At 41.1% G+C, this 23,759-nt stretch carries 26 protein-coding genes; 10 read left to right on the top strand and 16 right to left on the bottom strand.

Going from position 1 to position 23,759, the window contains the following annotated elements:
• The first annotated feature begins 61 nt into the window (after positions 1–61).
• The 5 genes from RUMAL_RS03830 to RUMAL_RS03850 all read left to right on the top strand — a co-directional run bounded on the left by RUMAL_RS03830 (position 62) and on the right by RUMAL_RS03850 (position 2,755).
• Positions 62–343 carry a hypothetical protein gene (locus tag RUMAL_RS03830; protein ID WP_013497472.1) on the top strand — a complete coding sequence of 94 codons (282 nt, stop codon included), beginning with the start codon at positions 62–64 and terminating at the stop codon, positions 341–343.
• Positions 340–960 (top strand): DUF5104 domain-containing protein, encoded by a 621-nt coding sequence (locus RUMAL_RS03835; RefSeq protein ID WP_013497473.1) that lies wholly within the window; start codon positions 340–342, stop codon positions 958–960. The genes RUMAL_RS03830 and RUMAL_RS03835 overlap by 4 nt, the downstream gene beginning before the upstream one ends.
• A gap of 21 nt (positions 961–981) precedes the next feature.
• Complete coding sequence (locus RUMAL_RS03840; RefSeq protein ID WP_013497474.1) at positions 982–1,575, top strand: DUF5104 domain-containing protein; 594 nt, start codon at positions 982–984, stop codon at positions 1,573–1,575.
• The gene (locus RUMAL_RS03845) at positions 1,575–1,823 is read left to right on the top strand and encodes a hypothetical protein (protein WP_013497475.1); all 249 of its coding nucleotides are present in this window, start codon (positions 1,575–1,577) and stop codon (positions 1,821–1,823) included. Before RUMAL_RS03840 ends, RUMAL_RS03845 begins: the two co-directional genes overlap by 1 nt.
• Before the next feature lie 392 nt (positions 1,824–2,215).
• Positions 2,216–2,755: a hypothetical protein gene (locus tag RUMAL_RS03850; RefSeq protein ID WP_013497476.1), complete on the top strand. Its 540-nt coding sequence runs from the start codon at positions 2,216–2,218 to the stop codon at positions 2,753–2,755.
• Between the two features lie 165 nt (positions 2,756–2,920).
• Here the strand turns inward: RUMAL_RS03850 and RUMAL_RS03855 are convergent, their stop codons facing one another.
• Genes RUMAL_RS03855 through tnpC form a run of 3 tightly spaced genes read right to left on the bottom strand, consistent with a single transcriptional unit; the run spans position 2,921 to position 4,064 of the window.
• Positions 2,921–3,244 carry a hypothetical protein gene (locus RUMAL_RS03855; protein WP_043550630.1) on the bottom strand — a complete coding sequence of 108 codons (324 nt, stop codon included), beginning with the start codon at positions 3,242–3,244 and terminating at the stop codon, positions 2,921–2,923.
• 3 nt (positions 3,245–3,247) lie between these two features.
• Positions 3,248–3,460, bottom strand: a complete 213-nt coding sequence (locus RUMAL_RS03860; RefSeq protein ID WP_043550632.1) for a hypothetical protein — start codon at positions 3,458–3,460, stop codon at positions 3,248–3,250.
• Positions 3,450–4,064: an IS66 family transposase gene (gene tnpC, locus RUMAL_RS03865; RefSeq protein WP_336470112.1), complete on the bottom strand. Its 615-nt coding sequence runs from the start codon at positions 4,062–4,064 to the stop codon at positions 3,450–3,452. Before tnpC ends, RUMAL_RS03860 begins: the two co-directional genes overlap by 11 nt.
• Before the next feature lie 161 nt (positions 4,065–4,225).
• On the opposite strand from tnpC, the gene RUMAL_RS03870 reads away from it, so the two are divergent.
• Entirely contained in the window at positions 4,226–5,101 is an 876-nt protein-coding gene (locus RUMAL_RS03870) for an IS1595 family transposase (RefSeq protein ID WP_013497477.1), read from the top strand.
• Here RUMAL_RS03870 and RUMAL_RS20530 read toward each other — a convergent pair.
• The 5 genes from RUMAL_RS20530 to RUMAL_RS03895 form a co-directional block, all read right to left on the bottom strand.
• Positions 5,072–5,992 (bottom strand): IS66 family transposase, encoded by a 921-nt coding sequence (locus RUMAL_RS20530; RefSeq protein WP_050793258.1) that lies wholly within the window; start codon positions 5,990–5,992, stop codon positions 5,072–5,074. The genes RUMAL_RS03870 and RUMAL_RS20530 overlap by 30 nt on opposite strands.
• A 92-nt stretch (positions 5,993–6,084) precedes the next feature.
• Positions 6,085–6,441, bottom strand: a complete 357-nt coding sequence (tnpB, locus tag RUMAL_RS03880) for an IS66 family insertion sequence element accessory protein TnpB (protein WP_013483393.1) — start codon at positions 6,439–6,441, stop codon at positions 6,085–6,087.
• Positions 6,435–6,752: an IS66 family insertion sequence element accessory protein TnpA gene (gene tnpA / locus RUMAL_RS03885; protein WP_013483496.1), complete on the bottom strand. Its 318-nt coding sequence runs from the start codon at positions 6,750–6,752 to the stop codon at positions 6,435–6,437. The genes tnpB and tnpA (RUMAL_RS03885) overlap by 7 nt, the downstream gene beginning before the upstream one ends.
• A 137-nt stretch (positions 6,753–6,889) precedes the next feature.
• Entirely contained in the window at positions 6,890–7,270 is a 381-nt protein-coding gene (gene tnpA, locus RUMAL_RS03890; RefSeq protein ID WP_013497478.1) for an IS66 family insertion sequence element accessory protein TnpA, read from the bottom strand.
• Between the two features lie 363 nt (positions 7,271–7,633).
• Positions 7,634–8,434 carry an ATP-binding protein gene (locus RUMAL_RS03895; RefSeq protein ID WP_050793259.1) on the bottom strand — a complete coding sequence of 267 codons (801 nt, stop codon included), beginning with the start codon at positions 8,432–8,434 and terminating at the stop codon, positions 7,634–7,636.
• 83 nt (positions 8,435–8,517) lie between these two features.
• On the opposite strand from RUMAL_RS03895, the gene RUMAL_RS03900 reads away from it, so the two are divergent.
• The 4 genes from RUMAL_RS03900 to RUMAL_RS03915 all read left to right on the top strand — a co-directional run bounded on the left by RUMAL_RS03900 (position 8,518) and on the right by RUMAL_RS03915 (position 15,324).
• Positions 8,518–9,006, top strand: a complete 489-nt coding sequence (locus RUMAL_RS03900; RefSeq protein WP_013497479.1) for a transposase — start codon at positions 8,518–8,520, stop codon at positions 9,004–9,006.
• A gap of 345 nt (positions 9,007–9,351) precedes the next feature.
• Complete coding sequence (locus tag RUMAL_RS03905) at positions 9,352–10,545, top strand: ATP-binding protein (RefSeq protein ID WP_013497480.1); 1,194 nt, start codon at positions 9,352–9,354, stop codon at positions 10,543–10,545.
• Between the two features lie 12 nt (positions 10,546–10,557).
• Positions 10,558–11,640: a GNAT family N-acetyltransferase gene (locus tag RUMAL_RS20535; protein WP_013497481.1), complete on the top strand. Its 1,083-nt coding sequence runs from the start codon at positions 10,558–10,560 to the stop codon at positions 11,638–11,640.
• A 681-nt stretch (positions 11,641–12,321) separates the two neighbouring features.
• Positions 12,322–15,324: a glycoside hydrolase family 9 protein gene (locus RUMAL_RS03915; protein WP_013497482.1), complete on the top strand. Its 3,003-nt coding sequence runs from the start codon at positions 12,322–12,324 to the stop codon at positions 15,322–15,324.
• Positions 15,325–15,479: 155 nt separating this feature from the next.
• Here the strand turns inward: RUMAL_RS03915 and RUMAL_RS03920 are convergent, their stop codons facing one another.
• From RUMAL_RS03920 to RUMAL_RS03955, 8 genes are all read right to left on the bottom strand, one after another.
• Positions 15,480–15,893, bottom strand: coding sequence for a DUF6557 family protein (locus RUMAL_RS03920; RefSeq protein WP_154662877.1), 414 nt, complete (start codon positions 15,891–15,893; stop codon positions 15,480–15,482).
• A complete protein-coding gene (locus tag RUMAL_RS03925) occupies positions 15,880–16,122 on the bottom strand; it encodes a hypothetical protein (protein WP_013497484.1) in 243 nt (80 codons plus the stop codon). Before RUMAL_RS03925 ends, RUMAL_RS03920 begins: the two co-directional genes overlap by 14 nt.
• Positions 16,123–16,129: 7 nt before the next feature.
• A complete protein-coding gene (locus RUMAL_RS03930; protein ID WP_013497485.1) occupies positions 16,130–16,324 on the bottom strand; it encodes a hypothetical protein in 195 nt (64 codons plus the stop codon).
• Between the two features lie 528 nt (positions 16,325–16,852).
• Positions 16,853–18,010 carry a dockerin type I repeat-containing protein gene (locus RUMAL_RS03935; protein ID WP_013497486.1) on the bottom strand — a complete coding sequence of 386 codons (1,158 nt, stop codon included), beginning with the start codon at positions 18,008–18,010 and terminating at the stop codon, positions 16,853–16,855.
• Between the two features lie 287 nt (positions 18,011–18,297).
• A complete protein-coding gene (locus RUMAL_RS03940) occupies positions 18,298–19,353 on the bottom strand; it encodes a glycoside hydrolase family 11 protein (RefSeq protein WP_013497487.1) in 1,056 nt (351 codons plus the stop codon).
• Positions 19,354–20,025: 672 nt separating this feature from the next.
• A complete protein-coding gene (locus RUMAL_RS03945; RefSeq protein WP_013497488.1) occupies positions 20,026–20,727 on the bottom strand; it encodes a toxic anion resistance protein in 702 nt (233 codons plus the stop codon).
• Positions 20,721–21,611: a DUF7192 family protein gene (locus tag RUMAL_RS03950; protein ID WP_013497489.1), complete on the bottom strand. Its 891-nt coding sequence runs from the start codon at positions 21,609–21,611 to the stop codon at positions 20,721–20,723. The genes RUMAL_RS03945 and RUMAL_RS03950 overlap by 7 nt, the downstream gene beginning before the upstream one ends.
• The gene (locus RUMAL_RS03955; RefSeq protein ID WP_013497490.1) at positions 21,608–23,752 is read right to left on the bottom strand and encodes an AAA family ATPase; all 2,145 of its coding nucleotides are present in this window, start codon (positions 23,750–23,752) and stop codon (positions 21,608–21,610) included. Before RUMAL_RS03955 ends, RUMAL_RS03950 begins: the two co-directional genes overlap by 4 nt.
• Positions 23,753–23,759: the final 7 nt, after the last annotated feature.

Genomic DNA, 23,759 nt, shown 5'->3' on the forward strand with positions numbered 1-23,759 from the left:
ATCTAAGATACAAAAACGTACCAGCTTATATTGGGCACCTTTTCTTCCTAGTGCGGATGAAATGTATCCGCTTTACAACTGGGCACTGGAAAATCCTCAGTGGTGGATAACCGGATTTGATCCAAACTGGAAAAATAAGGTTGACTGTATTAACGGAATGGATTGGCCACTAATGAAAGAAAATCTGATTATGATTGGTTCTGTTGATTTGAGTCAGTTTTCTGATGAAGCAATTGATGAGATAATGGAAAAAGTTAATGATTCAAATCAGGATGTGATTGTAGATAAAAATAATAAAACTATATGGATAGTATTCGGAAATATGATTGGGAGTAGGGTATGAAGATCAAAATAGCGTTAAGTATTTTGACTATAATAATACTTTGTTTTTCATCATGTGGTAATGTGTATGAGAATTTACATTCTGATATCGAAAATCAGAGCATTGAGTCCAATGAAGAAAGCAACTATACTGAAGATAATAATATCGGTAATGATCTTAAAACTCGAAAGATAACACATGGCTATAAACGTGTGATCGATGAATATGCTGAAAAAGCAATGGCGTGTTTTGTTAGTAAAGATACAGAAGGTTTATTATCGTTGTTTTCAGATATGTCCAATGAAAACTATTCTCTTGGTGATGAAATAGATAGAGCCTATGATTTTCTGGGTGGAGATATAATTTCTTTTGGTGAAATAGAATCGCATACGGGAGGATCGACTTTTGGCGGCGGACATACGAGCCGACAGACAGGTACATCATATATATACGAAGTGAAAACGGATAAAGATGAATTTGAGATTTTTATTGGTTGTGTAATAATCAATGACGATGACATATCTCAGGTTGGTATCCAGAATATAAAAATCAAGAATTCAAGCTTTGATATTAATGATCCTGATAAAGAAGAAAATATGGTATCGATTGGCGAATTTTTAGGCAGTTGGTATGGTTAAGCTTATTGGAGGATATCTATAATGTACAAAATAAAACTTATGATAGTGCTTGTTTTATCATGTACGTTTCTTTATTCTTGTACATCTGATATTAGCAGTATCCATGATGAGTCAGAAGAACTTAAAATCGCAGAAAGTTCTTTGGCTGAAAGATTCAACCCTCTTACCGATTATAAAAAATATGGAAAACAGATGGATGATTTTGCAGAAGATGTTGCGAATGGCTTTATAAACAAAGACTACGAAATGATAAAACAGAATTTCTGTCAGAGATCCCTTGATACTTACGATCTGGATACGGATATAAATAATGTTTTTGAAAAGATCGGTTCTGATATATTATCATATGGAGAAATTAATCATACATTTGGAGGGAAAACATTCGGCGGTGGAAATGTCAGCAGATTGACGGGTTCGGTTGAGATCGATGATGTTAAAACTGAAGATAATTCATATGTGATACATATAAACTGTGTAATGAAGTACGATGATGACAATTCAGAGATTGGTATACAAAATATCAACATAACTCCAAGTGATTGGAAGGCTCGTGAAGATCCGGAGCATGAGTATTTTTGGGATATCGGCGAGGTATATGACAGTTGGAATTGGTGATGCTTGATGTTTATAAATGGAGTGAAGGCTTATCAGAAGGAGATTTATTTAATCTGAATTATTATGGCCTTGCAAGAATATTTAAAGATTATGGTTGCTATGAAACTACCATAACATGGAAAAAGGGATCTAGATACCCCAATTTAAGTGGCTATGGTGTAGTTGATTTATCTCAAGTGGATTTTGAAGGCATTTCCGATCCGATTGTGAATAGCACAACTATTTTACTTAATTCCCTAGTGGTCTAGTTGTACTCGTTAACACGCAGCAGAGTTATGTACTCAAATCATTCACGTTTAATAACAATAGCTGAACGAAGCATAGCTCTTTTTGAGAAACCAGATCTGACGACTTTGATAGTTGATTCGGGCAACTCAGAAAGATCTGAGCTTTGAAAAAGTAGATCATAAAACCTCGCCTTTTCGATACAGAAGAAACGGTAAAATTACCTTGCATAATTTTGATAACAGCAACTCCATTAGGTGTTTTTTCTTGCAATGATATAATTCAAGAATAATTGGCTGTTTTCTATAATTATATAGTGACTCATTGAAAATTATTAGTTCTGAAACTACGTGATTATATTGGATTTTAAAGCTTTGCTTGGAGCTATACAGATAGCTAGTGGAGGTGTTTATCATTGAAAATCAATAAATTTTTGAATGCTTCAATATTTATTCTTTTAGGACTTGTTGTTTTTATTGCGTTGTTAAGCAAATATTTTGAACTATGCAGCAATAAAATCACTATGCTTTCTTTATGTGGGTATATATTATGTTTAGATTTGGTGCTATTAATTGCAAAATATATTATCTTAAGAAAAAAAAGATTTGCTATACTATCAGCTATTGGATGCTTGTTTTTGATCTGCTGTGTTTTCATTGTCAATAATGATATAATAAATATTAAAGCAAGTTACAACGTTTATTCAACGGATAAATACTCGGTAATAGTAAGGTTAAATGAATCTTTTATTTCTGGAAGATGTGATATATATATAAAAGAAAACAATATCATTATGAAAAAGGTTGGATATCCTTTAGGTGTTCCCCAAAAGTATGATCCTATTGCAACAGAAAATTACAAGATAGATGATAATAAGTCTTCGATAATTCTTAAAATAAAATGTGATCCCAACAGAGATGAGTATGAACTTATTGAAATACAAAGAGATAATTGAGTGAATAAAAATGAACTGAAATAACACTTATTCAAGAAATATTCTTGAATGAGTGTTATTTTGTTTTCCACACCAATGCAGATGTTTTCCTATGTTTTCTCGTAAGCGTATAACCCCCCGCATCATAAAAGCAAACAGCCGGGCAGATAACACCCGGCTGTAACATCATATTCTGGCTTTGATTTCTCCATTTCTCTTTGCGTCCATGTATATTTCTTTGAAATCAGCTTTGCTGTTCGGACCGAATATGATCGGCATAACAGATACAAGGCCATCGGAAATGATCGCATTTTTAAATGGCAGAAGCGCTGCATCAAGCAAAGTTGGCATCGGTGCATTTCTCAGCATTTCCTCCCAACTGCTGACAATGCCGTTTACAAGAAAAACAGAATTGTCATCGATCGATATAAATACCGATCCCTTTTTCAAATGTCGCTCAATGATAAATCTGCCGGTGATGCACCCTTTCCAGCTTTTAAGTATCTCCATGTGTTATTCGGGCAGATCCGATCGCTCAAGATAATCATCAATGATCCATGTCCGTTCCCATAAAAAGTGGGCAACCTCCGCAGCATCCTGTGGGTCGATCATTCCTTGCCCGAAATAATCTTCCTCAGGAAGTATATGATATTCTCTGTTCACATAGTCAAGCAGTGGAAAAAACAGTTCATAAAACAGCTTTGCATCTTCATTACTAAGTTTCATTTTCTTCCCTCCATGGTAATAATATCGTTCCCGCAGGCTGTGAAAACAGCTCGGTCAGGTATTTCTCAGCATCAACACCGTTCGCCTGTGCAGTTGAAATGATCGAATACAGCGTTGCACTTGATCTGGCTCCGTTTGCTGTATTTGAAAACAGCCAATTTTTTCGGCCTAACGCAAACGGTCTTATTGCGTTTTCGGCTCTGTTGTTGTCGATAGGCACGTCTCCGTTTTCAAGAAACGTGTAAAGATATTTCCGTTCATTCAACGCATATCTTACTGCATCTGTCAGCTTGCCCTTACCACTGACCTGAACATTTTCAAGCCACGCAAAAAACTCGTCAAGCAAAGGCTTTACCTTCACAAGGCGCTGTTTATATCTGTATTCTGTGGAGCTGTCGGCAAGCAGATTTTCTTCGTGATATATCTTGTTGAAATATTCTACTGCCTTTGCCGCAACAGAAGTGCTGTGCAGCTTTTGGTCGTTCGGAAGAGCCTGAATAAAACCACGCCTTGCATGAGTCATACAGCCGCATCGCTTAGCACCCTCGACTGCATTGTAGGCATCGTATCCGTCACAGATAAGATAGCCGATAAATCCTTTCAGGAAATTCGAGGCGTGCTCACCCTTTCGTGTCGGCTGATAATCGAAAACATGGTTATCCCTTTAACACACCACAGATAATTTACAATGCTGTCCAAATAAACAGACCTCAAAAACCGAAAAATATTGTATAATAGTGACAGAAACCGAAGGGAGCTGTCGCTATGTCAAAAAGATTTCCGAAACCTGAGATCACACTTGATGGGATATACTCAAAGTTCGCAGATGAAAGCTTTTGCAAGGATTTTCTGCTTGATATCCGCTTTGAAAAGGGCTTTGCCTGTCCGTTTTGCGGTGGCTCTGAGTACCGCAGGATAAGGTCACGCCATCAGCTGCGCTGCAAGTTCTGTAAAGCAGATATATCCGCCACAAACGGAACTTTTATGCACAGAACACATATTCCGCTCAGACTGTGGATAGTCACCGCATTCCTCATTATGAGCAACAAATGCAGTGTTTCTGCTGTTACGCTGATGAGGTCTTTGGGGGTGACCTACAAGACTGCATGGTACATCCTTCATCGCATCAGAAAAGCTATGAAATGCCGTGAAGAACGCTATTTGCTTGACGGGATCGTTGAACTTGATGACACGTATCTCGGTGCTCCGACTCACGGTAAAAAGCGTGGTAGAGGTACTGAAAAAGTCAAAATGATCGTAGCTTTATCAAAGAACTCAGCAGGAAATCCCGAGTACGTTAAAATGAGCGATGTGCCGAATTTAAAGGGTATAACTGTTGGTAGATTTGCCAGGGATAATATCCGCGCAGGCTCGAAGATCGAGAGTGATAATGCTCGAAGTTACAAGAAACCGTTGGCACAGAAATACTTCCATGTTTTTGAAACATATGATCCGACAAGCGGTCAGCTGAACTGGATGCATAAAGTTATATCAAACTTCAAAGCAATGATCATGGGAACTTACCACGGAAACGAAAAGATCCACACAGCGTTATATGCTGCCGAATACTGCTACAAATTCAACCGTCGTAAGCTGGGAAACAGTGCGTATTTAAGGCTTTTGGCTGCTTTGGTGCAGTAATCTTACTTGTGGTGTGTTAAGGGGATAACCATAATCGAAAATGATGATGCTCCTGTCATTCATTTTGCCGTTGCAGTAGACCCACATTCTTGATGTCGTGGTAGGCTTTCGGCCTTCCTCGTGAAGCACCTGAACGGTCGTTTCATCGGCATGGATCATCTGCCCTGCGATAAGCGTCTCATGCATTTTCTCCACAATCGGCAAACACCATTTTTCGGCAGCAGTGCCTACCCAATTAGACATAGTCGCTTTGAGCAGAGGTATGTTTTTGGAATTAAAGTCCTTTTCCTGACGGTGCAGAGGTACTGACTTTGCATATTTTTCGTAGATGATATGAGCCAGAAGTTCGGGAGAGCAATAGCTTCCCGGGATCATAGCGTGAGGATATGGCGCACGGATGATATGACAAGGTTCGTCCCTTTCTTCGGGCTTTTCTCCGCACTCGGGACACTTGTACTTATGTACTATATGCCTGCGGATATGATATTTTGGCGGCGTAAATATAAGTTCATCGTAAGCCTTTTCGGGAGTCAGTTCTTCCATTTCGGCGCCGCATATTTCGCATACCGGGTTGTCAATTTTGTGATGTTCTTCTTTTACAGGCAGATTGTTCATCCATTCATCGTGAGTGCGTTTTTTCTTGCGCTTGTGTTCGGGAACAGTAATTGTTTCGGCAGATTTAGCTGCGGATTTTTCTTCATTGTTTCCGAACATGGAAAGCTGAACACCGAACTCCTTTTCCATAACAACAGATGTCTGCTCTGTTTTTCTTCCGAATATCTGCTTTCTGAACCACGCTAACTGCTGATTGGCAAGTGCTAGTTCTTCCTTGAGAACAGCGTTTTCATTACGGAGCGATACAATTTCCGATGTCATATTTGGTTCGGACATAAAGCACCCCTCCGTTCGTTATGATACTTTAATGATACCACGAAAAGAGGGGCTTTTCAAGCACATATTCTGAATATTCGGTAAGTATTGCCTTAATACAGCGCCCCCGGCTTTCCCTCACGGATAGCCTTCGGCTGCTCTATTTTCAAGCCTTCCAGAAGCCAGCGAATTTGCTGAGATGTGAGCATTACTGCTTCGGTCTCACTGCGCGGCCACTGGAATCTTCCGTTGTCAAGGCGCTTGTACAACAGCAGAAAACCATCGCCCTCCCACAGCAGACCTTTGATGCGGTCACAACGTCTGCCGCAGAACAAAAACAATGCTTTCGAGAACGGGTCAAGTCGAAGCTGAGCCTGAACGATAGTCGCAAGTCCGTCTATCCCGCGTCGAAGGTCGGTGTATCCCGTAACAAGATAGACCTGTGCGTCCGCTGCCAGATCATTCAGCATAGCTCATGCACCAAAGCGGTCAGAGTGTCCGCAGATATATCTGCCGGAAGAGATATTTGAAGTCCGTTTTTCTCAATGCGGATATTTTCGTTTGAGCAAGGAACTGATACAGGAACGATGGTCGGAGAATTTTCGATATACTTTTCACGAACTTTTCTTAGGCGGTTGTAATACGTGTTTGGCTTGATCCCTTTTTCTTTGCACCATTCCCGGATCGTCAGACCGCTTGCCTGCTGTGCTTTGATCTGCGCAGACCATTCCTGAAGCTGCATTTCTTTTTTGATTGTTGTGATGGATGTTGTTTTGTCCATACCTGTTACCTCCTTGTCTAATCGTCTCCAATGAACTCCATGGATCAATTTGGATTATTCAATTTACTTCATGGTGTTCCTTGGAGTTTATTATACTTTATTAGACTTCGGTGGGGTAGGTGCTGGGGGTTATACGCTTACGTTTTCTCTATAAAAATCTTTCGTAAGAGTAAAATATTATGCGCCTTTCCCTCTAGAGGCAAAAATGGTATAATAGAGTCCAACGGCAGAGTTTCCGCAGATATATCTGCCGGAAGAGATATTTGAAGTCCGTTTTTCTCAATGCGGATATTTTCGTTTGAGCAAGGAACTGATACAGGAACGATGGTCGGAGAATTCTCGATATACTGTTCGCGGACTTTTCTTAAGCGGTTGTAATACGTGTTAGGCTTGATCCCATTTTCTGCGCACCATTCTCTGACCGTCAGTCCGCTCGCCTGCTGCGCTTCGATCTGTGCAGACCATTCCTGCAGCTGCATTTCTTTTTTGATTGTTGTGATGGATGTTGTTTTGTCCATACCTGTTACCTTCTTGTCTAATCGACTCCAATGAACTCCATGGATCAATTTGGATTATTCGATTTACTTCATGGTGTTCCTTGGAGTTTATTATACTTTATTAGACATTGGTGAGCTAGGTGCGGAGGGGTTTGATGCTTACGGAATTACTTCAAAACTATAACTCATAATATAAAGCAACAGCACTGCGCCCAAAATGACGTAGTGCTGTTATATTACTAGGTCTTAAATTAGCCGTTAATTGTGATTCTTGTCAACAATCCATTTTCCATTTCGGGCGCTTCCGTTACGATGTATCCGATTTGCTTCTTTGAGTTGTTTGATCGCATTCTCAGTTTGCTTTTTAGATATATTCAAGAGATCTTACAGTTCTTTTACTGTGATTTCCGGATTATTAGCAATCGCTGAAAACACACGCTCTATTCTCTCAGCGATTTCATCGCCTTTTTTATCTCCTTTTTCAGAAAGGCAATAATTCAAGCTTTTCAGGGTTAAGAAGAAACCGCCGTGTTCGGAAACAAACTCAGGCTGCAGATCATCAGAATACTTATATTGAGCCTTATATTCCTTGATGATTTTCTTGATACCACTGCCCCTGCGCTCCATAAAATGAAGCCGTGAAAATATATCTGCTATGATAGGATTACGTCTTTGAGACGGTATCTGCATCAAATCTCTATCCTGAACATTGATGCCGTCAAACATTCCGCCGGGGGAGTAGATCTCAAGTCTGTCATCGAACATATCAATATGCACTTCACTTCCGACTACTAGGTAGTCCCTGTGTATCAGAGCATTCACAATACCTTCCTCAACTGCTCTTTCTAGGTAGTCGGGTAGCTCTATTCTCTGGTCGGGAGCTTTGAACCATCCATTATGCGAATTGCGTTTAACAAAAGCTTCTCCTTCTTCAAGGAGTGTTATGAGACTACCGGTATATTCAGCATCATCAAGAGTGTCCTGCAAACCTGAAGCCTTAGTCAGTCCATTCCAACGTGTACAGAACAGGCGGGACTGGTAAATCGGGCAGTAATCCGCAAGCAAAGCTCCTGCATTAGTTAGTTTATCATCGCCATCAATAAGACCGAATGAAGCGTAGTCACTGTCCTGAAAATCAAGGTGTGCTCTGCTGTAATATGTGGAGATCAGTTTGGTGAAAGACATTTTTGAGAAGTCATATCCTGATGGCAGACTGTCAAAAGTCTTGCCTGAACCTTTCAGAGCAACGAAAGGATTGTATCACAAAAATGAGAAATTGTCAAGTGCGTCTTAACATGAATTATGAGATATGCATCGAAGAAAGCTCACCTGTCAAAGTATTGAGCAATGTTATAGATGAGATCTATCAAAAAGAGGAATACACGATAGTAAGCAAGTGGAATGGCGCCATACCCGAGGATATTATGATGAAGATACTCATCTACGGCTACATGAACGACTCTTTTTCAAGCCGTAAGATTGAACAGCTCTGCAAAAGAGATATCCATTTCATGTGGCTTCTCGATGGCTTTGGAGCTCCGGATCACAGCACTATCTCAAGATTTCGACAGAAAATTGGAGAACAGATCGAGCGTGTGTTTTACGCTGTTGTAAAGTATCTTTTGAATATGAAAGAGATAAGCGGTGAGAACCTGTTCATTGATGGCACCAAGATCGAAGCTAATGCAAACAGATATACATTCATCTGGAAAAAGGCGGTCTCAAAAAACGAACAGAAAACGATGGCTATATTATAATAGTGACAAAACCTTAGGGATACTGACGCTCTGCCAATAATTATTCCAAAGCCCGAAAAGATGATGAAGATACATACGAGCAGAGTTCTGAGATTGAGAAAACACCGATGGTATCTATTTTTATGAGGGGATGGATTTTGATAAAATAATATGGTTACCAATATACCATCAAACGAAAAAGATAGGATATGATTACAGCAAACGTACTAAAGGCTTTGCTTTTTTGGGATTGGCGGAGGAGATGGGTGAATGATTCATATGAATGATTCTATTTCCCGAAATTGAAAAACACTTGATTTTGGGAAATAGATGTGGTATAATAGGCATAGAGGAGTGTGAGTGCTTATGAAACTGATAGAAAGAACCGAATATCTCAATAAGGTCATCAATGTGATCGGTACACCTGATATAAAGGTTATCACCGGTGTTCGACGCAGCGGCAAGTCTAAGCTGCTTGAAGCCTTTAAGAAGCATATTCTGGATAACTATCCTGATGCCAATATCATACACATCAATTTCAATCTGCCCGAATATGAGGAATATACAGAATATCGTCCTCTTTATGATCATATCAATTCCCTATACAGAGAAGGTGTAGAAAACTTTGTCCTGATAGATGAAATACAGATGTGCAATAATTTTGAGAAAGCAATCAACGGTCTGCACGCTTCGGAGAAGTATGACATATATATTACCGGATCTAATGCGTTTCTGTTAAGTTCTGATCTTGCCACCCTGTTCACAGGAAGGACTTTCGAGATCAAAGTGTATCCCTTCTCCTTTGCCGAGTATGTAAGGTATTTTGGATATACCGATCTTTATACTGCCTTTGACAAATATGTTAACGAGGGCGGTATGGCAGGTTCCTATGTCTATAAAGATCAGGAAGCGAAGTACGACTATATCGAGGAAGTGTTCAATACACTTATCGTCCGTGATATCCGCAAAAAGTATAAGATACGAAATACAGCCCTTATGGACAGACTTGTAGAATTCCTGATGGATAATATATCGAACCTCACATCGGCCAGAACTATTGCCGATACCTTTAACAGCCATAAGGATAAGATCAACCATAAGACCGTCAGCTCATATATGCAGTACCTCTGCAATGCATTTGCGTTTTATAAGGTGCGCAGGTATGACATCAAAGGGAAAAAGTATCTTGCGACGACCGAAAAATACTACCTCAGCGACCACTCCTTCCGCTATGCAAAGCTCGGCACGAAGAATATGGACTACGGCAGAGTTCTAGAAAACATCGTAGCTATTGAGTTGCTTCGCCGGGGATACGAAGTGTATGTCGGTGTCCTTTATAAGAAAGAAGTGGACTTTGTAGCTATAAAACGTGATGAAAAGCTGTATATACAGGTCTCGGATAATATCACCGATGATAAGACATTCCAGCGTGAAGTATCACCGCTGCTGTCTATCAAGGACGCATATCCGAAAATGCTCATCGCAAGGACCCGGCATGATACTTATCAGTATGAAGGCATCAAGATCGTAGATTTTTCGAACTGGCTAACAAATATTTAAGAAGGTAGTAATATGGATGTTATAGAAGAAATCAGAGCCCTTGCAGAAGAATATGAAGCATGCGGTGGAACTGAACGTAGTGACGGCAGCAAATCCAGGCTTTTTGATCCGCCTGCCACAATAGAACAGGTACGTGAATTTGAAAAAGAGATGCGCGTCACACTTCCCGAGGTATTCGTGCTTTATCTAACTGAGCTTGGCAACGGCGGGATAGGACCGAATTACGGCATATATTCGCTGGATAAGATGCGTGAGCGTAATCCTAATGCAGCAGCACGTGCAGAACTGCCTGTAATGATCGGCGGGAGACTTCCCGAAGAAGCTTGGAAGACTTTTGCACGTGAAGCTGAGGCAGCAGATGATGAAGAGGATTTTGATAAAATTGAAGAACTTGAGCAGAGACTGATCGCAGGCGGTATCTTCATCAGTACACCGGGCTGCACGATGTATACTCTGCTGATGTGCAGAGGTGAAGCGGCAGGCGATGTTTGTACCATAGATTTTGATTATCTTACATGGTATGATAAGCCCATCGAAGGCGGATACTCGTTTGAAGATTGGATGATCGAGGGAATGCACGATCATATTGCACGCCGAAAATACGGGATCGATATTGAAATGGTCACGCGATATAACCAAAGAGGTCTCGGAATGGCAGGTGAAAAACTTACGGATTCGCTGATCGATCTGCGAATCGCTCAACTAACGGAAGAAGGAGATACTGATGCTGTGAATCTTTCCCATGAGCTCCGCGATTTCTATGAGCGAGCATTTGGTAACGGGACGTTTCGAATGTGGATCGCAGTTCACCGTGGAGAGGTTATAGGCACTGTCGGGCTGACAATGCTTGAAAAGCCGCCATATTCCGCAAATCCAAACGGAAAGATCGGACTGATCTCGAGTATGTATGTCAAACCTGAATTCCGAAGACGCGGCATGGCAAAGTGTATGCTTGGATATGTTATGCGCTGGGCAAAGCGAAACGGCATGGGCATTGTACAGGCAATGGCATCGGAGCAGGGCGTGAAGCTTTACGAATCCTGCGGATTTAGGCACAGTGAACGTTTTTTGCAGTATGATCTGAAAAATATGTGAGTCTTATCGATGACAGCTATGCTTATCATCGCTGTACTGATTGGGTTAAAATCACTGACCGGCATTTAATTATATAGAGAACAAAATTAAATTTAATACATACCATATCTCAGCAAATGAAAAGATAAAAACTATGGTGAAAACAACAAAGAATAACGGATATGCAAAGCATATAATAAAATGCTATAAAGATGATCAGGCGTATCGTATCTCGAAAATAATAATACCGGAGATCACTGACTTAGAAGGACGTTCGCAACGGTATTCAGATACTTTATTGAAATACAGCAGTTTAACGGCAGGCGTGAGGTCTGGACAGAATACGAGGAAACAAAGGCATATTTCCTTGAACTAATGATGTCCACTGAAGGCGAGGATCGTGACCGAGCAGAGTGTGTATACATTATACATCTGCGAATTGTTTTTTTATATACTGCGGAAATCTGATGCGGCAGAGGTTTTGATTAAAAAAAATTTAAATTATATTATTAAAATCATTGCAATTTGAAAAGAAATGTGATATAATATCTATCGGACATAACAGCGTAATGCTTGTGATGTGAAATGTCCATCCCAATTATAATATGGCTATGACTGTTTCAGGTATATATGTCGTTTACTGTAAGTTACAGCCGTATCAGATTTAAGTTCTTTTATTTTCAGAAGGAGGGTCAAGAGATAATGCACAAGAAAATGAAACGTATCGTTGCAGGGCTTGTGGCAATTACCGGTGCTTTATCGGCAACAGCCGCATCTGCACCTATGAGTGTGTTTGCAAAAAATGAACAGATAATTATTCAGTCTGACTTCAATGCAGGAATGGGTCTTCCCTGGCGCACATTCGAGAATGCACCGGCACGGCAGGACTTCGATATTTCAGACGGCACTTACAATATAACGATACAGAATAACGATGGTCCCGAGTCAAGATGGGATCTTCAGTTCCTTTACAAAAATTTCTATATACAAAAAGGTCATACTTACAAGGTACACTGGAAGGTCAATTCTTCCAATGAGGGTGAGCTGTATACTAGGATCGGTAATTACGGCGGAACTGTTGAAGTTTGGCACAACAACTGCGGCAATGATGATTTCAATCAGACGTGGGAATGCGTAAAGATCGCTAAAGGCGACAACACCTTCGATGCTGAGTTTACAGCTAAAGAAGATATGGATCGTGCTTGCTGGATATTTGATTACGGCGGACAGGGTCAGTATCAGCCGGTAGATTGCTTCCCCAACGGTACGGTCCTCAAATTCGACGATCTGTCTTTGATCGACACTACTTCCGGGGGCTGTATAATCGATTTCATTCCTAACGATTGGGGCATTGTAAGACCCGAAAGCAACGTTCGTCTGAATCAGATCGGTTACTATCCTCAGCTGGAAAAGAGGGCTTCTTATGTTACCGATGCTGATATGCCACTGACTTTTGAGATACGTGACAGATCGGGCAACGTAAAGTACACAGGCAAGACGAAGGTATTCGGCAGCGATCCTGATTCGGGTACAGGTAAGGATACAGTTGTTAATTCGGTCACAAGATACAAGGACTCGGGTGCCAACGTACATATCATTGATTTCTCTGATTTCAGAACTGTGGGCGAGTACACTATATTCGTTAAGGATACAGTCGGCGTAAGCGGCACTCAGGTGATGGGTTCTAAGAAAGTAAACGATACAAGGCTAAGCGGTGATAAGCTTTTATGGACAAATCCCGTTACTATGAAAACTTATACGATGAACGAGAGCAGTACATTCAGGATAGACAGACAGATCTATGATGATCAGCTGCTGAGGGATTCCATGAACTACTTCTATCAGAACCGCTCAGGAGTCCCGATAAAGTCTGAGTACATCACATCAGGTGATAAGTCCGCACTGTCACACCTTAAATATGGTCATAACCCCGATATGGCTTATGTACAGAGCAAATGGGTAAAGACTTACGAAGATGACTTCTCTGATGGCGAGAAGGATAAGAAGATCGACGTTACAGGCGGATGGTACGCTGCAAGCGACCACGGTAAGTACGTTGTCGAAGGCGGTTTCTCCGTATGGACACTTCAGAACGCTTATGAGTTCTCCAAGAGGAGCGGCAATACTCGCAAGTGGACTGACGGCACTATAGCTGTCCCCGAAAATAAGGATAATGCTCCCGATATACTGGATGAAGCAAGGGTAGAGCTGGAGTGGATGTTCAAAATGATAAATGAGGACGGCTTTGTATATCATTCAGTGCAGGACTATAAGTGGGCAGATATTCCGATCAGGTTAGGGCCCATATACTGTACGGACCCCCCAATGGAGTACACTTATCCTTACCGTATCGTCAGACCTCCTACGTATGCAGCCACATTCAACATGATCGCTTGTGCTGCACAGGCTTCACGTCTGTGGAAGGGCATAGATGATGACTTCGCAAAAGAGTGTCTGCAAAATGCACAGAACAGCTGGAAGGCTATCATGGCTAAGCAGTCCAATTGGAACGTTACAAGTGGCTATTACTATGATGATCCTTACTTTGCTCCCAGTGAATCCGGCGGAAACAACTTTTTCGGTGACACCTATGTAGTTGACGATGCTTACTGGGCAGCTTGTGAGCTTTATGCTACAACAGGGGACTCGGCTTACTATGGCTTCTTAAAAAACTATAAAAATTATAATGATCCGTCAGGTCAGGATAAGGCATTCAGCCTGACTTCCTGCCTGAGCGGTGGTGAGAACAACGGTTCGTTCGGTTCCTTCAATTGGGGCAATACTGCGGGTCTGGGTACCCTTTCACTCTACCTGAGCGACAAGACATCTTCTGCTGACAGGAAGACTATTGTCAATTCTATCAAAAATATTGCTGACCAATATATTATTCAGATGAGTAAAGAAGGTATGGGCATACCTTACAAGAGTGCGACTGTCGGGGGCTATATCGGTATCGGTGATGGAGATGTGTACACAGGTTATGAATACGGCTCCAACTCATTCGTTATCAACAACGCTATGGTCCTTGCATATGCTTATGATACTGATAACAGCAAATATATTTATCGGAACGGTGCTGCCGAAGCACTTGATTACCTCTTCGGACGCAACGGTCTGGGCTTCTCTTATGTATCAGGCTACGGCGATAAGGCAATGAGATCGCCACACCACAGATACTGGGCACAAAGTATTGATCCGTACTTCCCGGCGGCACCCTCAGGTGTTCTTGCAGGCGGTCCATGCTCAGATCTGTATCATGATAAATATCTTCGTGGTCTCGGCTATAAAAGAGGCACTTTAGCTGATCAGAAGTGCTATGTTGACAGTGCAGAGGCATGGTCTGTAAATGATGTTTCCGGCAGCTGGAATGCTCCTCTGGTCTGGATGTCATCATTCATGAACGATCGTTTCGGCGGTCCGAAACCAGTCCCCTATCCTACCAACATTAAGGTCGATTACAGTGAGGAGTATCATCAGGTAAGATTTACCTGGAACAAGGTGGAAAACGCTGACAGATACGGCATAGCAGTTTATCTGGCAGGCAAGTGGAGAGTTCAGAAACAGGATATCACAGGCACTACCTACACTTCTCCCAAAAATCTGACTCCCGGCGTAACTTATAAGGTAGCGATTGCCGCAAGAGTGAACGGCACATGGGATACTGAAAATGCTATCAAACGTGCTTGTACTGTTACTATAAAGTGATAGACTTCATTGATCCAATTTATTAAAAACAAAACGTGGCTGTTGCACCAAGCAACAGCCACGTTTCTCATATTGTTTAACATATTTTCTGCACAGAACTATTCCAAGGCAGAAACTCTTCAAGTATATCGGGATCGGTGAAAAACTCCATGCTTTTACTGCCTATCAAACCCGTATGCGGTTATTTCCCAAAAACAATGTGCTAATATTGTTGAGTATGAATAGTTTTTCAACGTATTAGCATCTATATTATATTGTAAAAAATCCGAGTAATCACAGGCTGCAATAGAATATACCTGATCTTCATCACCGTAATTGCCTCTGACATCATAATATAGTGATGTATCGTTTTCGTCAAAATGTTCGACATATTCGTCTTCATCTGAATCGCTGATTCTAAAAGCAGAGATATATACAGTAAATTTCTTATCTGTATGTGCTGCTGTAATAGATAACAGCTTATTATATAGTTCAGCGAATTTATCTATATCCTTATTTCCATAAAACATTTGTATCTTTTCAGATATTTCAGTAAATGGAGTTTGTCTTAAAATTTCATATATAGTCATTTGTGTAGTTTTTCAAAGAATTCCCGGATAATCTTTCCATGGTTTGTTTATTTCCAAGAAGTCTATATGCAATTACAATGAAGCGCTGATAAATCGCATCAAAGATATAAGGCATCATCTCATCTCCGTCAGATATATCAAAATCGACTTTGTAGAATAAAACCTTATTATTTTCTATCTCGGACAGCATTTCGAGCAGCTTGTAATCACGTTCTTTTGAAATAGCCATTCAACTGCTAAACGGTTTTGCCTTCACGTCTTGAAAGCGCAAACGCCTGACACAGTGCAAGATGCTGTCCGAAATCCCGCAGCGGATAAACAGCATTTTCGGGGATTTCTGTTTCATCTGCAATCATTTTTAATGCAATAGCATCATAGCGCTGACCGATTGTATTTTTTAGTAATTCCGAAAGACGATTATTTTGTTCCATAGTAGATCTCCTTATATTATTCCGAATGAAAGAATTAACATCGGCCGCACAGTAAATGCGCCAAGAAACTGCGGCAAGTTCTCACAATATAATAATATTTTATCTGATCCGGACGAAATTATCAAGCCTTTTCTGTGTCAGCAACCGCCAGAAAAGAGTTAGATTATTAATATTATTGAGTCCTAAGCAAGTCTTTGGACTATTTTAGACCATTTGAAGTGGGATCGGTATACAATCGGAAATCACAACAATCACGGTTGGCATCTCAGAGTTATTATATATTTTATCTGTTTAATTATTTTTGTTTTTGCAAATTTCTTTTCTGCCGATTTTGCGCTGAAATAACACTATACCATAAATTATAAAGTCGATCATGATCGCAAAGTTATACAGATCTCACTTTTTGATTATCATGCTGTACGATATACGCATGGATCTTTCCTGATGCTATTATTAAACAAGGCATTCACCAAACGATGAATACCTTGTAATTTATTCGCTCGCTGAGTATGATTCCGGTCGTTTGTATCATACTTCAGGAAGAGTATCTATCATTCTCAGAATATATTTTCTGACAGCCACAGCATCTGCATCGGTTATGCCATCGCCACTGCCCGAACAATCAGCGTTTATTTTTCCCTGCTCAGTCAGCTTATACTTTGAAGGTGCTGACAATGTCTGCTTGATAAGTACGAAATCAGAAATATCCACTTTTCCGTCGCAGTTTGCATCACCATAAACTGCCTTTGGATTATCCGGAATATTGCTCTCTGTTATGGGAGCCATGCTCGGTTCGGTATCACCCCACCAGTCCCAACGGTCAGCGGTACGGTATTTCTCCATATTTCCGCCTGCCGAAGTCCAGGTAAACACATTGTCGTAAAGATGCCCTTCGTTATAATAAAACTGTGCCATCGAACAGATCTCATCAGCATAGGTCTTGTATGCACCATCGTCCTCAGCCATATAGCACCAGCCTGTATTAAAGCCCTTAAGGCTGTTCCTTATGACCTGATAGCCGTGCATTCCCTCTTCATTAATACAGATCTCAGCAAAGTGGAGTATCTTTCTGATACCCATGTGATTTGAGATTATACAATCATAGAAATTGGATTCCGTGAAAGAATACTGAAACATCTCAGGGACGTTGTCCTCGGGCATGAACTTGGGATTGCAGTCTGCAAAAGCAGTAACAGCGGTCTGAAGAGTACCATATGCATGGGCAGAGTTAACACCCCAGCCGTCTTCATAGGCTGTTTCATGGTCTGAGCCTATCTTGCCTTCACCCAGAGTAGATTCACGGGTACCAAGTCCAAGAAACAAAGCATACACCTTTTCACGTTCCGGTTGGCCAAGACGAGTGGAGATAAGATCCCAGTGCTCATCTATCTCTTTATAGAGAGCGTACTTTACCTCCTGCACTGTCATATTATGGTTGATAGCGCGTATCTCAGCCGTAGAAGCGTTTGCAGGAGTATTTCTCTCCCCAAAGCCAAGGGGATTGCCAACTCCTTCCTTCTGTATATCACGGGAAGTATCGTGCAGAGGGTCGCAGGTATTTCCGGCACAATACCATTCGTCTGCCGAAGCAACGATAGAAGTATCCATATCACCTGCCGATATCGACATTGATGATACGATCATTGCAGCCGCGGTAATGACACCGAAAAATCGTCTTTTATTCATAAATAACACCTCATGTTTTGAGTCGATTTACTGACACGGACAGACCTCTGTCAAAGTGAAATTGAGGTCTGTCCAGATTACCGTTACAAATTATATCACATTTCCATGTAAATTTCAATATGATATTATAAAAAATGGCTATCCCCTTAACACACTGCACGCAAAATCACTGCACCAAAGCAGTCGATAGCCTTAAATACGCACTGTTTCCAAGTTTACAGCAGTTGGATCAGTAGCAGTATTCGGCAACATATAACGCTGTGTGGATCTTTTCGCCTACTCAGTTATCACTCTACAGTAAAAGTCACAGCGTTTTTGATAGCATTTGCAGTATCCCATTTGCCATTAACTTTGGCTGCGATAGCTACGTTGTAGGTCTTGCCCGGGGTGAGGTTCTTGGGAGTAGTATATTCTGTATCGGTGATACTCGCCTCCTGAACTCTCCACTTGCCTGCCAGATAAACAGCTACGCCGTAACTGTCAGCACCATTTACAGCGTCCCAAGTAAATCTCATCTGCTTGTACTGGCTGTCATATTCCATCTGTATGTTCTTAACGGAATCATCTTTATGATGTCCGCAGTCACAGATGCCTCGTGGATACATATTCATAGAAACTTCAACCTGACCATCGCTCTCCCAACCTTCAACGCTGAAAGAAATATCGTACAGGTTCCCCACCTTCATACCCAGGTCCTCCCAAGCCTTGAAGTGTTTGGAAACGCTGATAGTACCCTTGGTTCTCGTGTTCTGACGTATGCTTATATACTGTGTGAAATACCTGTCGCCTTCGATGGTATAGGAATTTTTGTTTATAGTATATACCTTGTACTCACTTCCGTCAATATTAACGGAACCCTTGTACTGTGCAGAAGCAGACTGCGCAGGTGACCAGTTCTTCCAGTCTTCAATGATGTAGTACTCTACCAGAGGATTCTGCGCCCAGCCGTAGATACCGATCCTGGCGTTACCGGATGAACCTGCATACCAGATGCAGTCGTAGTCACAGTAGAAATTACCATAGTCCTTGTAAGTCTTGGGATTATTCAGACCCCAGCGAAGACCACGATTAGTAATGAAGTTTCCTCTCGTGTTGTTAGGACCACACTTCCACTGTGCGCGGAAACCACCGTCATTTTCGTGCAGTGTCATTGTAGAAGAATTATTGGTATCTGCCTGCCAGATCTCGTGGTGGTAGTCGTTGTACCAGCCGACTTCCTGTGTGTGTGACGGGCTCGTAGTGAGCGTCTTTGCAGCAGATGCAGTAACTGATGTTATAATAGGTGAAACCATCAGCACACCGGCAACAAGAGCGCCTAAAACACGTTTTGAAACATTTTTCATAAGCTATTTCTCCTCGCTATCAAAAAGATTAAAACTATATATAGATACTTAAATGATACAACGCATTGACTTTTTCGGTTCAATATTATTTGATTATATTTTATAATTTTTTAGTAATTGGTTCTAATTATATTTTGCTTATTATCATTTTAGCAATACCATAAATTGCTATTTATTGCCTTTTAGTCATCAACTATTTACTTTTTAAATTATAATTACCACAAATCTTTTAATCATTATAAGATAAGCATTCAACACATAAAACCCCGGAATTGCGCGGCTTCGCAGGATTGATAGCATAGAAAATGTATGTTCATAAATAAGGATCCGTCTGACATTAATACAATTTTTTTGTCATAAATTCAACATTTTTCATGCTAATATTGATAGGCTTTAAATCGTACATCATACTCAAAGTATCAGTTAATTATCCGTTGTTTGTAATTTCACCGGTTTCTTACTCCCTATGAGTATTACAACAGCCTTTTTGACGACAGAAACAGTCTTTCCAAGACCGATACAGATGCGACATTTATGTGTATAAATGATGTTTGTATTGATAGGAATGATTTGAAATTTAAGTAGTTTAATATTACAGAAAATAACCGCCCCATTCCGTTTATAACAGTGGAATGGGGCGGTAGTTTATTCGTCATTTTGGTGTGGATCTGCTCATCTTGTGATATTAGCAATAGCGGCGGATATAACATCTTCTACGCCGCAGACTTTATCAATTTTATCCTTGTCGGGAGCATTCCTTAGTTCTGCGATACCTGCTCTCCACAAAACCAGAGTATTTACATTCAGTGAATCTATCCGCTGTGACATGGCACTGTTGCGGGTGTACATATCAGATATCATCATAATACCTTGTGATGCTATGTTTGCCGAGATTACAAGGTCGTTTATTTTTTTATCTGCAAGGATCTGGTAGTATTTCCAGTCGGTATCTTTATCTTTGTTTTTCATATGTTCACTCAATGCGGCTGATGCTTCATTAAGCTCCTGTATGCAGCACTCCAGCACTTGTTTCATGGTGTCAAGCAGCATATTCTCTTTGTATAGTCCTATGTATATTTCCTGAAAGCTATCGGATATCCTCTGGGCTTCTTTGTCAGCTTTTTCAGCATTGTCAATGAGTCTTGCGTAGCTTATAGTTCCCACAAATCCCTTGTATTTTGCCAGACCGTTTATCTTTAGCTGGTCTGAAGCAAGGGTCAGGACATTTATAGCTTTGTCAGGCATCCTATCCTGCTGTATTCTGAATAACATATCTGATGTATCAGCTATTCTCTTCTGAACATCTCCTGCATATGAGGGGAGAAGTTCAAAGGTCATCATATCGGGGGTATATTTCTTGGTACTATTCAGCATGACCTGTTCACCTTAGCAAGCTTGATATACTTATCAAGATCTATCTTCTTAAAAAAATTATAACTGTCACAATTTATATCCTGACCAAATATACCCATCTGAACTGGTGATGAAATGACTATATCAGTATCGGGTATATTGAAGATATCACGGAACTGGTCTTCCGTAAGAGGCTGACCATAATAGGGATACCAGTTCTTTTCGTGGAATGACATGGACTCCATCACCCTCAGCACGACACGTCGTAAAAACATAACCGAGCACATGGGGTAGAAGCATTTTTTCATATTAATAGGTTCCGACGGGCTTTTCAGCCTTATCTCGGAGTTGAACACCTCGTCATTGCTGTAGCATGAGCTGAACACTTTAAGGTCAACACCTATGCCGTATTCTTCAAGCAGTTTTATCAGACTGAGAGTCAGCGCGCCGCGGTTGGTGACTGCCTGCTCTAAGGTGTGAATTGAATATGCCAGATTGAACCATATAGTAACGAATTTTTTCTCTCTTGCTCTTGTGAGCCTGTACATTGTCTTCGGAGTACCTGCCACGTACGCGGGAATATTTGGGTGAGAGCCTGCCATTGCCTTTTCCTGCCTGCGTCTGTAAGTTCTTATCGGCATAGTCTTTTCAAATTCCTTCAGCATTTCCAGTGTAATGTCATAATTACCCGTATATCCGCCGATAAGATAATCTACAGCATTATCAAAGGTATCCTCGGGAAAATCCGGACGTCTGATGATACTGTGCTGTTTGAGAAATATTTTGTCGTTTACTTTAGGTTTGCTGAGTATATACATCTGCATATCACTCAGACTGTTGAACGCCGCATTGTATACAGTCATTTTTTTGTATTGGTATACTTTGAGGTTCATAAATTCTCTCATCGTCTTGTTTCTCCGTTTCGTATAGCGTTAACTATATTGCTGAACACGCTGAATATCCCGACACTTTTTCTTTCACGACCGTCGTAGAACTTTGCCATTTCTCTCTGTAGAAATGCAAGATATTCGCTGTCCTTGGTCTCAACGAATTCATATCTGACGATCGCCTCGACATCGTAACTCTGGTGATCAAGGTACTTCTTTATGCTGGTTGCATCACGGGTGGTGAATATACCCGGAGCTGCTGTCTGATTTTCTTTGCTCCATGCAGTGGTGGCATTGCGGAAGACCTCAGCGAATTCAAACCACTGAGGATAATTACAAAGTATGTTCTCTTCAAGTCTGTTATCGTAATCAACGTATATCGCTGTGAATCTCTGCATGAGAGATTCCTCTATCTTCTCACGGGTGCTGTAATTCCTGTCAGCGCCGTCACCTGCGGTGTTGCCTGCTGCTATGATACGGAAATTCGGGTGGCGCATTACTCGCTCGCCGTTAGGGAAGCAGTAGCTTGCATTTTTGGAATTGGACATAAAGCTGTTGAGTTTTACTGCTGCCCTGATATTGCCATTATCAAATTCATCGCAGAAAACTATACCGCCGTATTTGTATGCTCGGTAGAATGCAGGATAGTTGTATCCGCCGTCCGCTGTCTGGAATCCCAGCAGGTCATATTCCTCGTTTATGTAGCCGATATCCAGATATTCCAGTCCCAACAGCTTGGCTATCTGCCCTACAAGAAAAGTTTTTCCGCAGCCGGATGGGCCTATCATATATGGGTTTGAATCTTCGATTACAGCGGTGATTATATCATCGAAATGCTCATGATAAAGAGTATTGTTTTCATCGATATACTTCTGCTTTTTCTCCATGAGTTTTGCGAACCTGTCTTTGAAGGGATAGGATTCATCAAAGAAGAAATTAGGTGTCATATCAGCAGGCTCGGTGCATCTCTGGGCATTTATCTGAACTATGGTTGGGTGCACTCCTGCCGCCACCTGTATTGGTGCGGCAGCTGCTTCAGTTTTTTCGGCGTCGAAATTTTTGCTGAACTCATCAACGCGTATTATTCTGTTCACCAGATCACTGCTCTTGTTTACCTCTGATATGATATTTTTCAGTTCGCCGTTGTTAAGCATTGACGAGGCTCTGTCAATAGCTTTGTTTGCCTCCGTGTTTATGCGGAAAAGCTCTGCGGCTGTGTTGTCCTTTATGCCTGAAGCCAACAGTTTAAGCTCTCTTATCTTACTGTCCGCAGAATCTATGACATCTCTGATCAGCTTATCCTTTTCAAACACTATACTGTCATGTTCTTCGTTCAGAAAAGCATCAAAAGATTCTTTCAACTTGAATTCCGCATTCTTTGCTTCTCTTGTAAGTTTTTCCGTCTCACTAAGTGTGAGATCCTTGATAGTCTTTTCATTCTGCTCAACAAATCTTTTGAAGCTGTCGAGGCGATCTTCTGTAAGGTCGAGAGTGTGCTTTGCGTTCTCAAGGTTTTCCTTGCTGTTTTTCAGCAACATCTCAGACCTTGCTATCCTTTCTTCACTGATATCGTATATTCCGCAAGCCATTCGCGCATAGCTGAGAAGTTTTTCACATTCGATCTCTTTGTCATGAGCACTGCATATCTTGATAGCACCGCTTATAAGCGATGAGGCAAAGCTTTTCTCATTGTTGTGGTACTGTCTGAGCTCACAGCTGAAAGTATTGATATAATAGATGTTTTTTTCTGCTGTTGGTATATCTGCAATGGTGCACATGGTATCGATGTAGATCTGCTTGTCACTGAAACATAAATACATCTCTTTAGTGAACAATCCTGAATGATAGATGCCGTCCTTTTCAAATATTTTCAAAAATACTGCATTTGCAAACCTGAAATCTTTGGTTGCTTTTCCGAGAGGAAGTACGGTGCGGTAGATATCCTCTGCATCTTTCATTATTTCTATAGGCGATTTTTCACTTCGGGAAGTTATAATGCTGTTGACCAGCTTTGAAAGTGTTTCTTCCGAGCCGAATCTGTTTTTATCGGGCTCCCGCTTTATCTCACTGAGGTATATACTCAGCGGAACATATTTATCGTCCTTTTTTAACGCTGCCTTGACCGCCTGCAATATTGCGTCTATCCTGTTTTTTGTCATATCCTTC

Origin of the sequence: Ruminococcus albus 7 = DSM 20455 (assembly GCF_000179635.2) — a bacterium.
Lineage (GTDB): Bacteria > Bacillota > Clostridia > Oscillospirales > Ruminococcaceae > Hominimerdicola > Hominimerdicola alba.

Bases quoted from the DNA above. Each gene is read 5' to 3' on its own strand.
- RUMAL_RS03945 (WP_013497488.1), bottom strand. From the start codon at position 20,727: ATGCTGAATAGTACCAAGAAATATACCCCCGATATGATGACCTTTGAA.
- RUMAL_RS20530 (WP_050793258.1), bottom strand. From the start codon at position 5,992: ATGTCCGAACCAAATATGACATCGGAAATTGTATCGCTCCGTAATGAA.
- RUMAL_RS03845 (WP_013497475.1), top strand. From the start codon at position 1,575: ATGCTTGATGTTTATAAATGGAGTGAAGGCTTATCAGAAGGAGATTTA.
- RUMAL_RS03855 (WP_043550630.1), bottom strand. From the start codon at position 3,244: ATGGAGATACTTAAAAGCTGGAAAGGGTGCATCACCGGCAGATTTATC.
- RUMAL_RS03905 (WP_013497480.1), top strand. From the start codon at position 9,352: ATGAAACTGATAGAAAGAACCGAATATCTCAATAAGGTCATCAATGTG.
- tnpA (WP_013497478.1), bottom strand. From the start codon at position 7,270: ATGGACAAAACAACATCCATCACAACAATCAAAAAAGAAATGCAGCTG.
- RUMAL_RS03935 (WP_013497486.1), bottom strand. From the start codon at position 18,010: ATGAATAAAAGACGATTTTTCGGTGTCATTACCGCGGCTGCAATGATC.
- RUMAL_RS03930 (WP_013497485.1), bottom strand. From the start codon at position 16,324: ATGGAACAAAATAATCGTCTTTCGGAATTACTAAAAAATACAATCGGT.
- RUMAL_RS03895 (WP_050793259.1), bottom strand. From the start codon at position 8,434: ATGTCTTTCACCAAACTGATCTCCACATATTACAGCAGAGCACACCTT.
- tnpA (WP_013483496.1), bottom strand. From the start codon at position 6,752: ATGGACAAAACAACATCCATCACAACAATCAAAAAAGAAATGCAGCTT.
- tnpB (WP_013483393.1), bottom strand. From the start codon at position 6,441: ATGCTGAATGATCTGGCAGCGGACGCACAGGTCTATCTTGTTACGGGA.
- RUMAL_RS03830 (WP_013497472.1), top strand. From the start codon at position 62: ATGTATCCGCTTTACAACTGGGCACTGGAAAATCCTCAGTGGTGGATA.
- RUMAL_RS20535 (WP_013497481.1), top strand. From the start codon at position 10,558: ATGGATGTTATAGAAGAAATCAGAGCCCTTGCAGAAGAATATGAAGCA.
- RUMAL_RS03940 (WP_013497487.1), bottom strand. From the start codon at position 19,353: ATGAAAAATGTTTCAAAACGTGTTTTAGGCGCTCTTGTTGCCGGTGTG.
- RUMAL_RS03920 (WP_154662877.1), bottom strand. From the start codon at position 15,893: ATGACTATATATGAAATTTTAAGACAAACTCCATTTACTGAAATATCT.
- RUMAL_RS03860 (WP_043550632.1), bottom strand. From the start codon at position 3,460: ATGAAACTTAGTAATGAAGATGCAAAGCTGTTTTATGAACTGTTTTTT.
- RUMAL_RS03925 (WP_013497484.1), bottom strand. From the start codon at position 16,122: ATGGCTATTTCAAAAGAACGTGATTACAAGCTGCTCGAAATGCTGTCC.
- RUMAL_RS03870 (WP_013497477.1), top strand. From the start codon at position 4,226: ATGTCAAAAAGATTTCCGAAACCTGAGATCACACTTGATGGGATATAC.
- RUMAL_RS03840 (WP_013497474.1), top strand. From the start codon at position 982: ATGTACAAAATAAAACTTATGATAGTGCTTGTTTTATCATGTACGTTT.
- RUMAL_RS03955 (WP_013497490.1), bottom strand. From the start codon at position 23,752: ATGACAAAAAACAGGATAGACGCAATATTGCAGGCGGTCAAGGCAGCG.
- RUMAL_RS03950 (WP_013497489.1), bottom strand. From the start codon at position 21,611: ATGAGAGAATTTATGAACCTCAAAGTATACCAATACAAAAAAATGACT.
- RUMAL_RS03835 (WP_013497473.1), top strand. From the start codon at position 340: ATGAAGATCAAAATAGCGTTAAGTATTTTGACTATAATAATACTTTGT.
- RUMAL_RS03900 (WP_013497479.1), top strand. From the start codon at position 8,518: ATGAGAAATTGTCAAGTGCGTCTTAACATGAATTATGAGATATGCATC.
- RUMAL_RS03915 (WP_013497482.1), top strand. From the start codon at position 12,322: ATGCACAAGAAAATGAAACGTATCGTTGCAGGGCTTGTGGCAATTACC.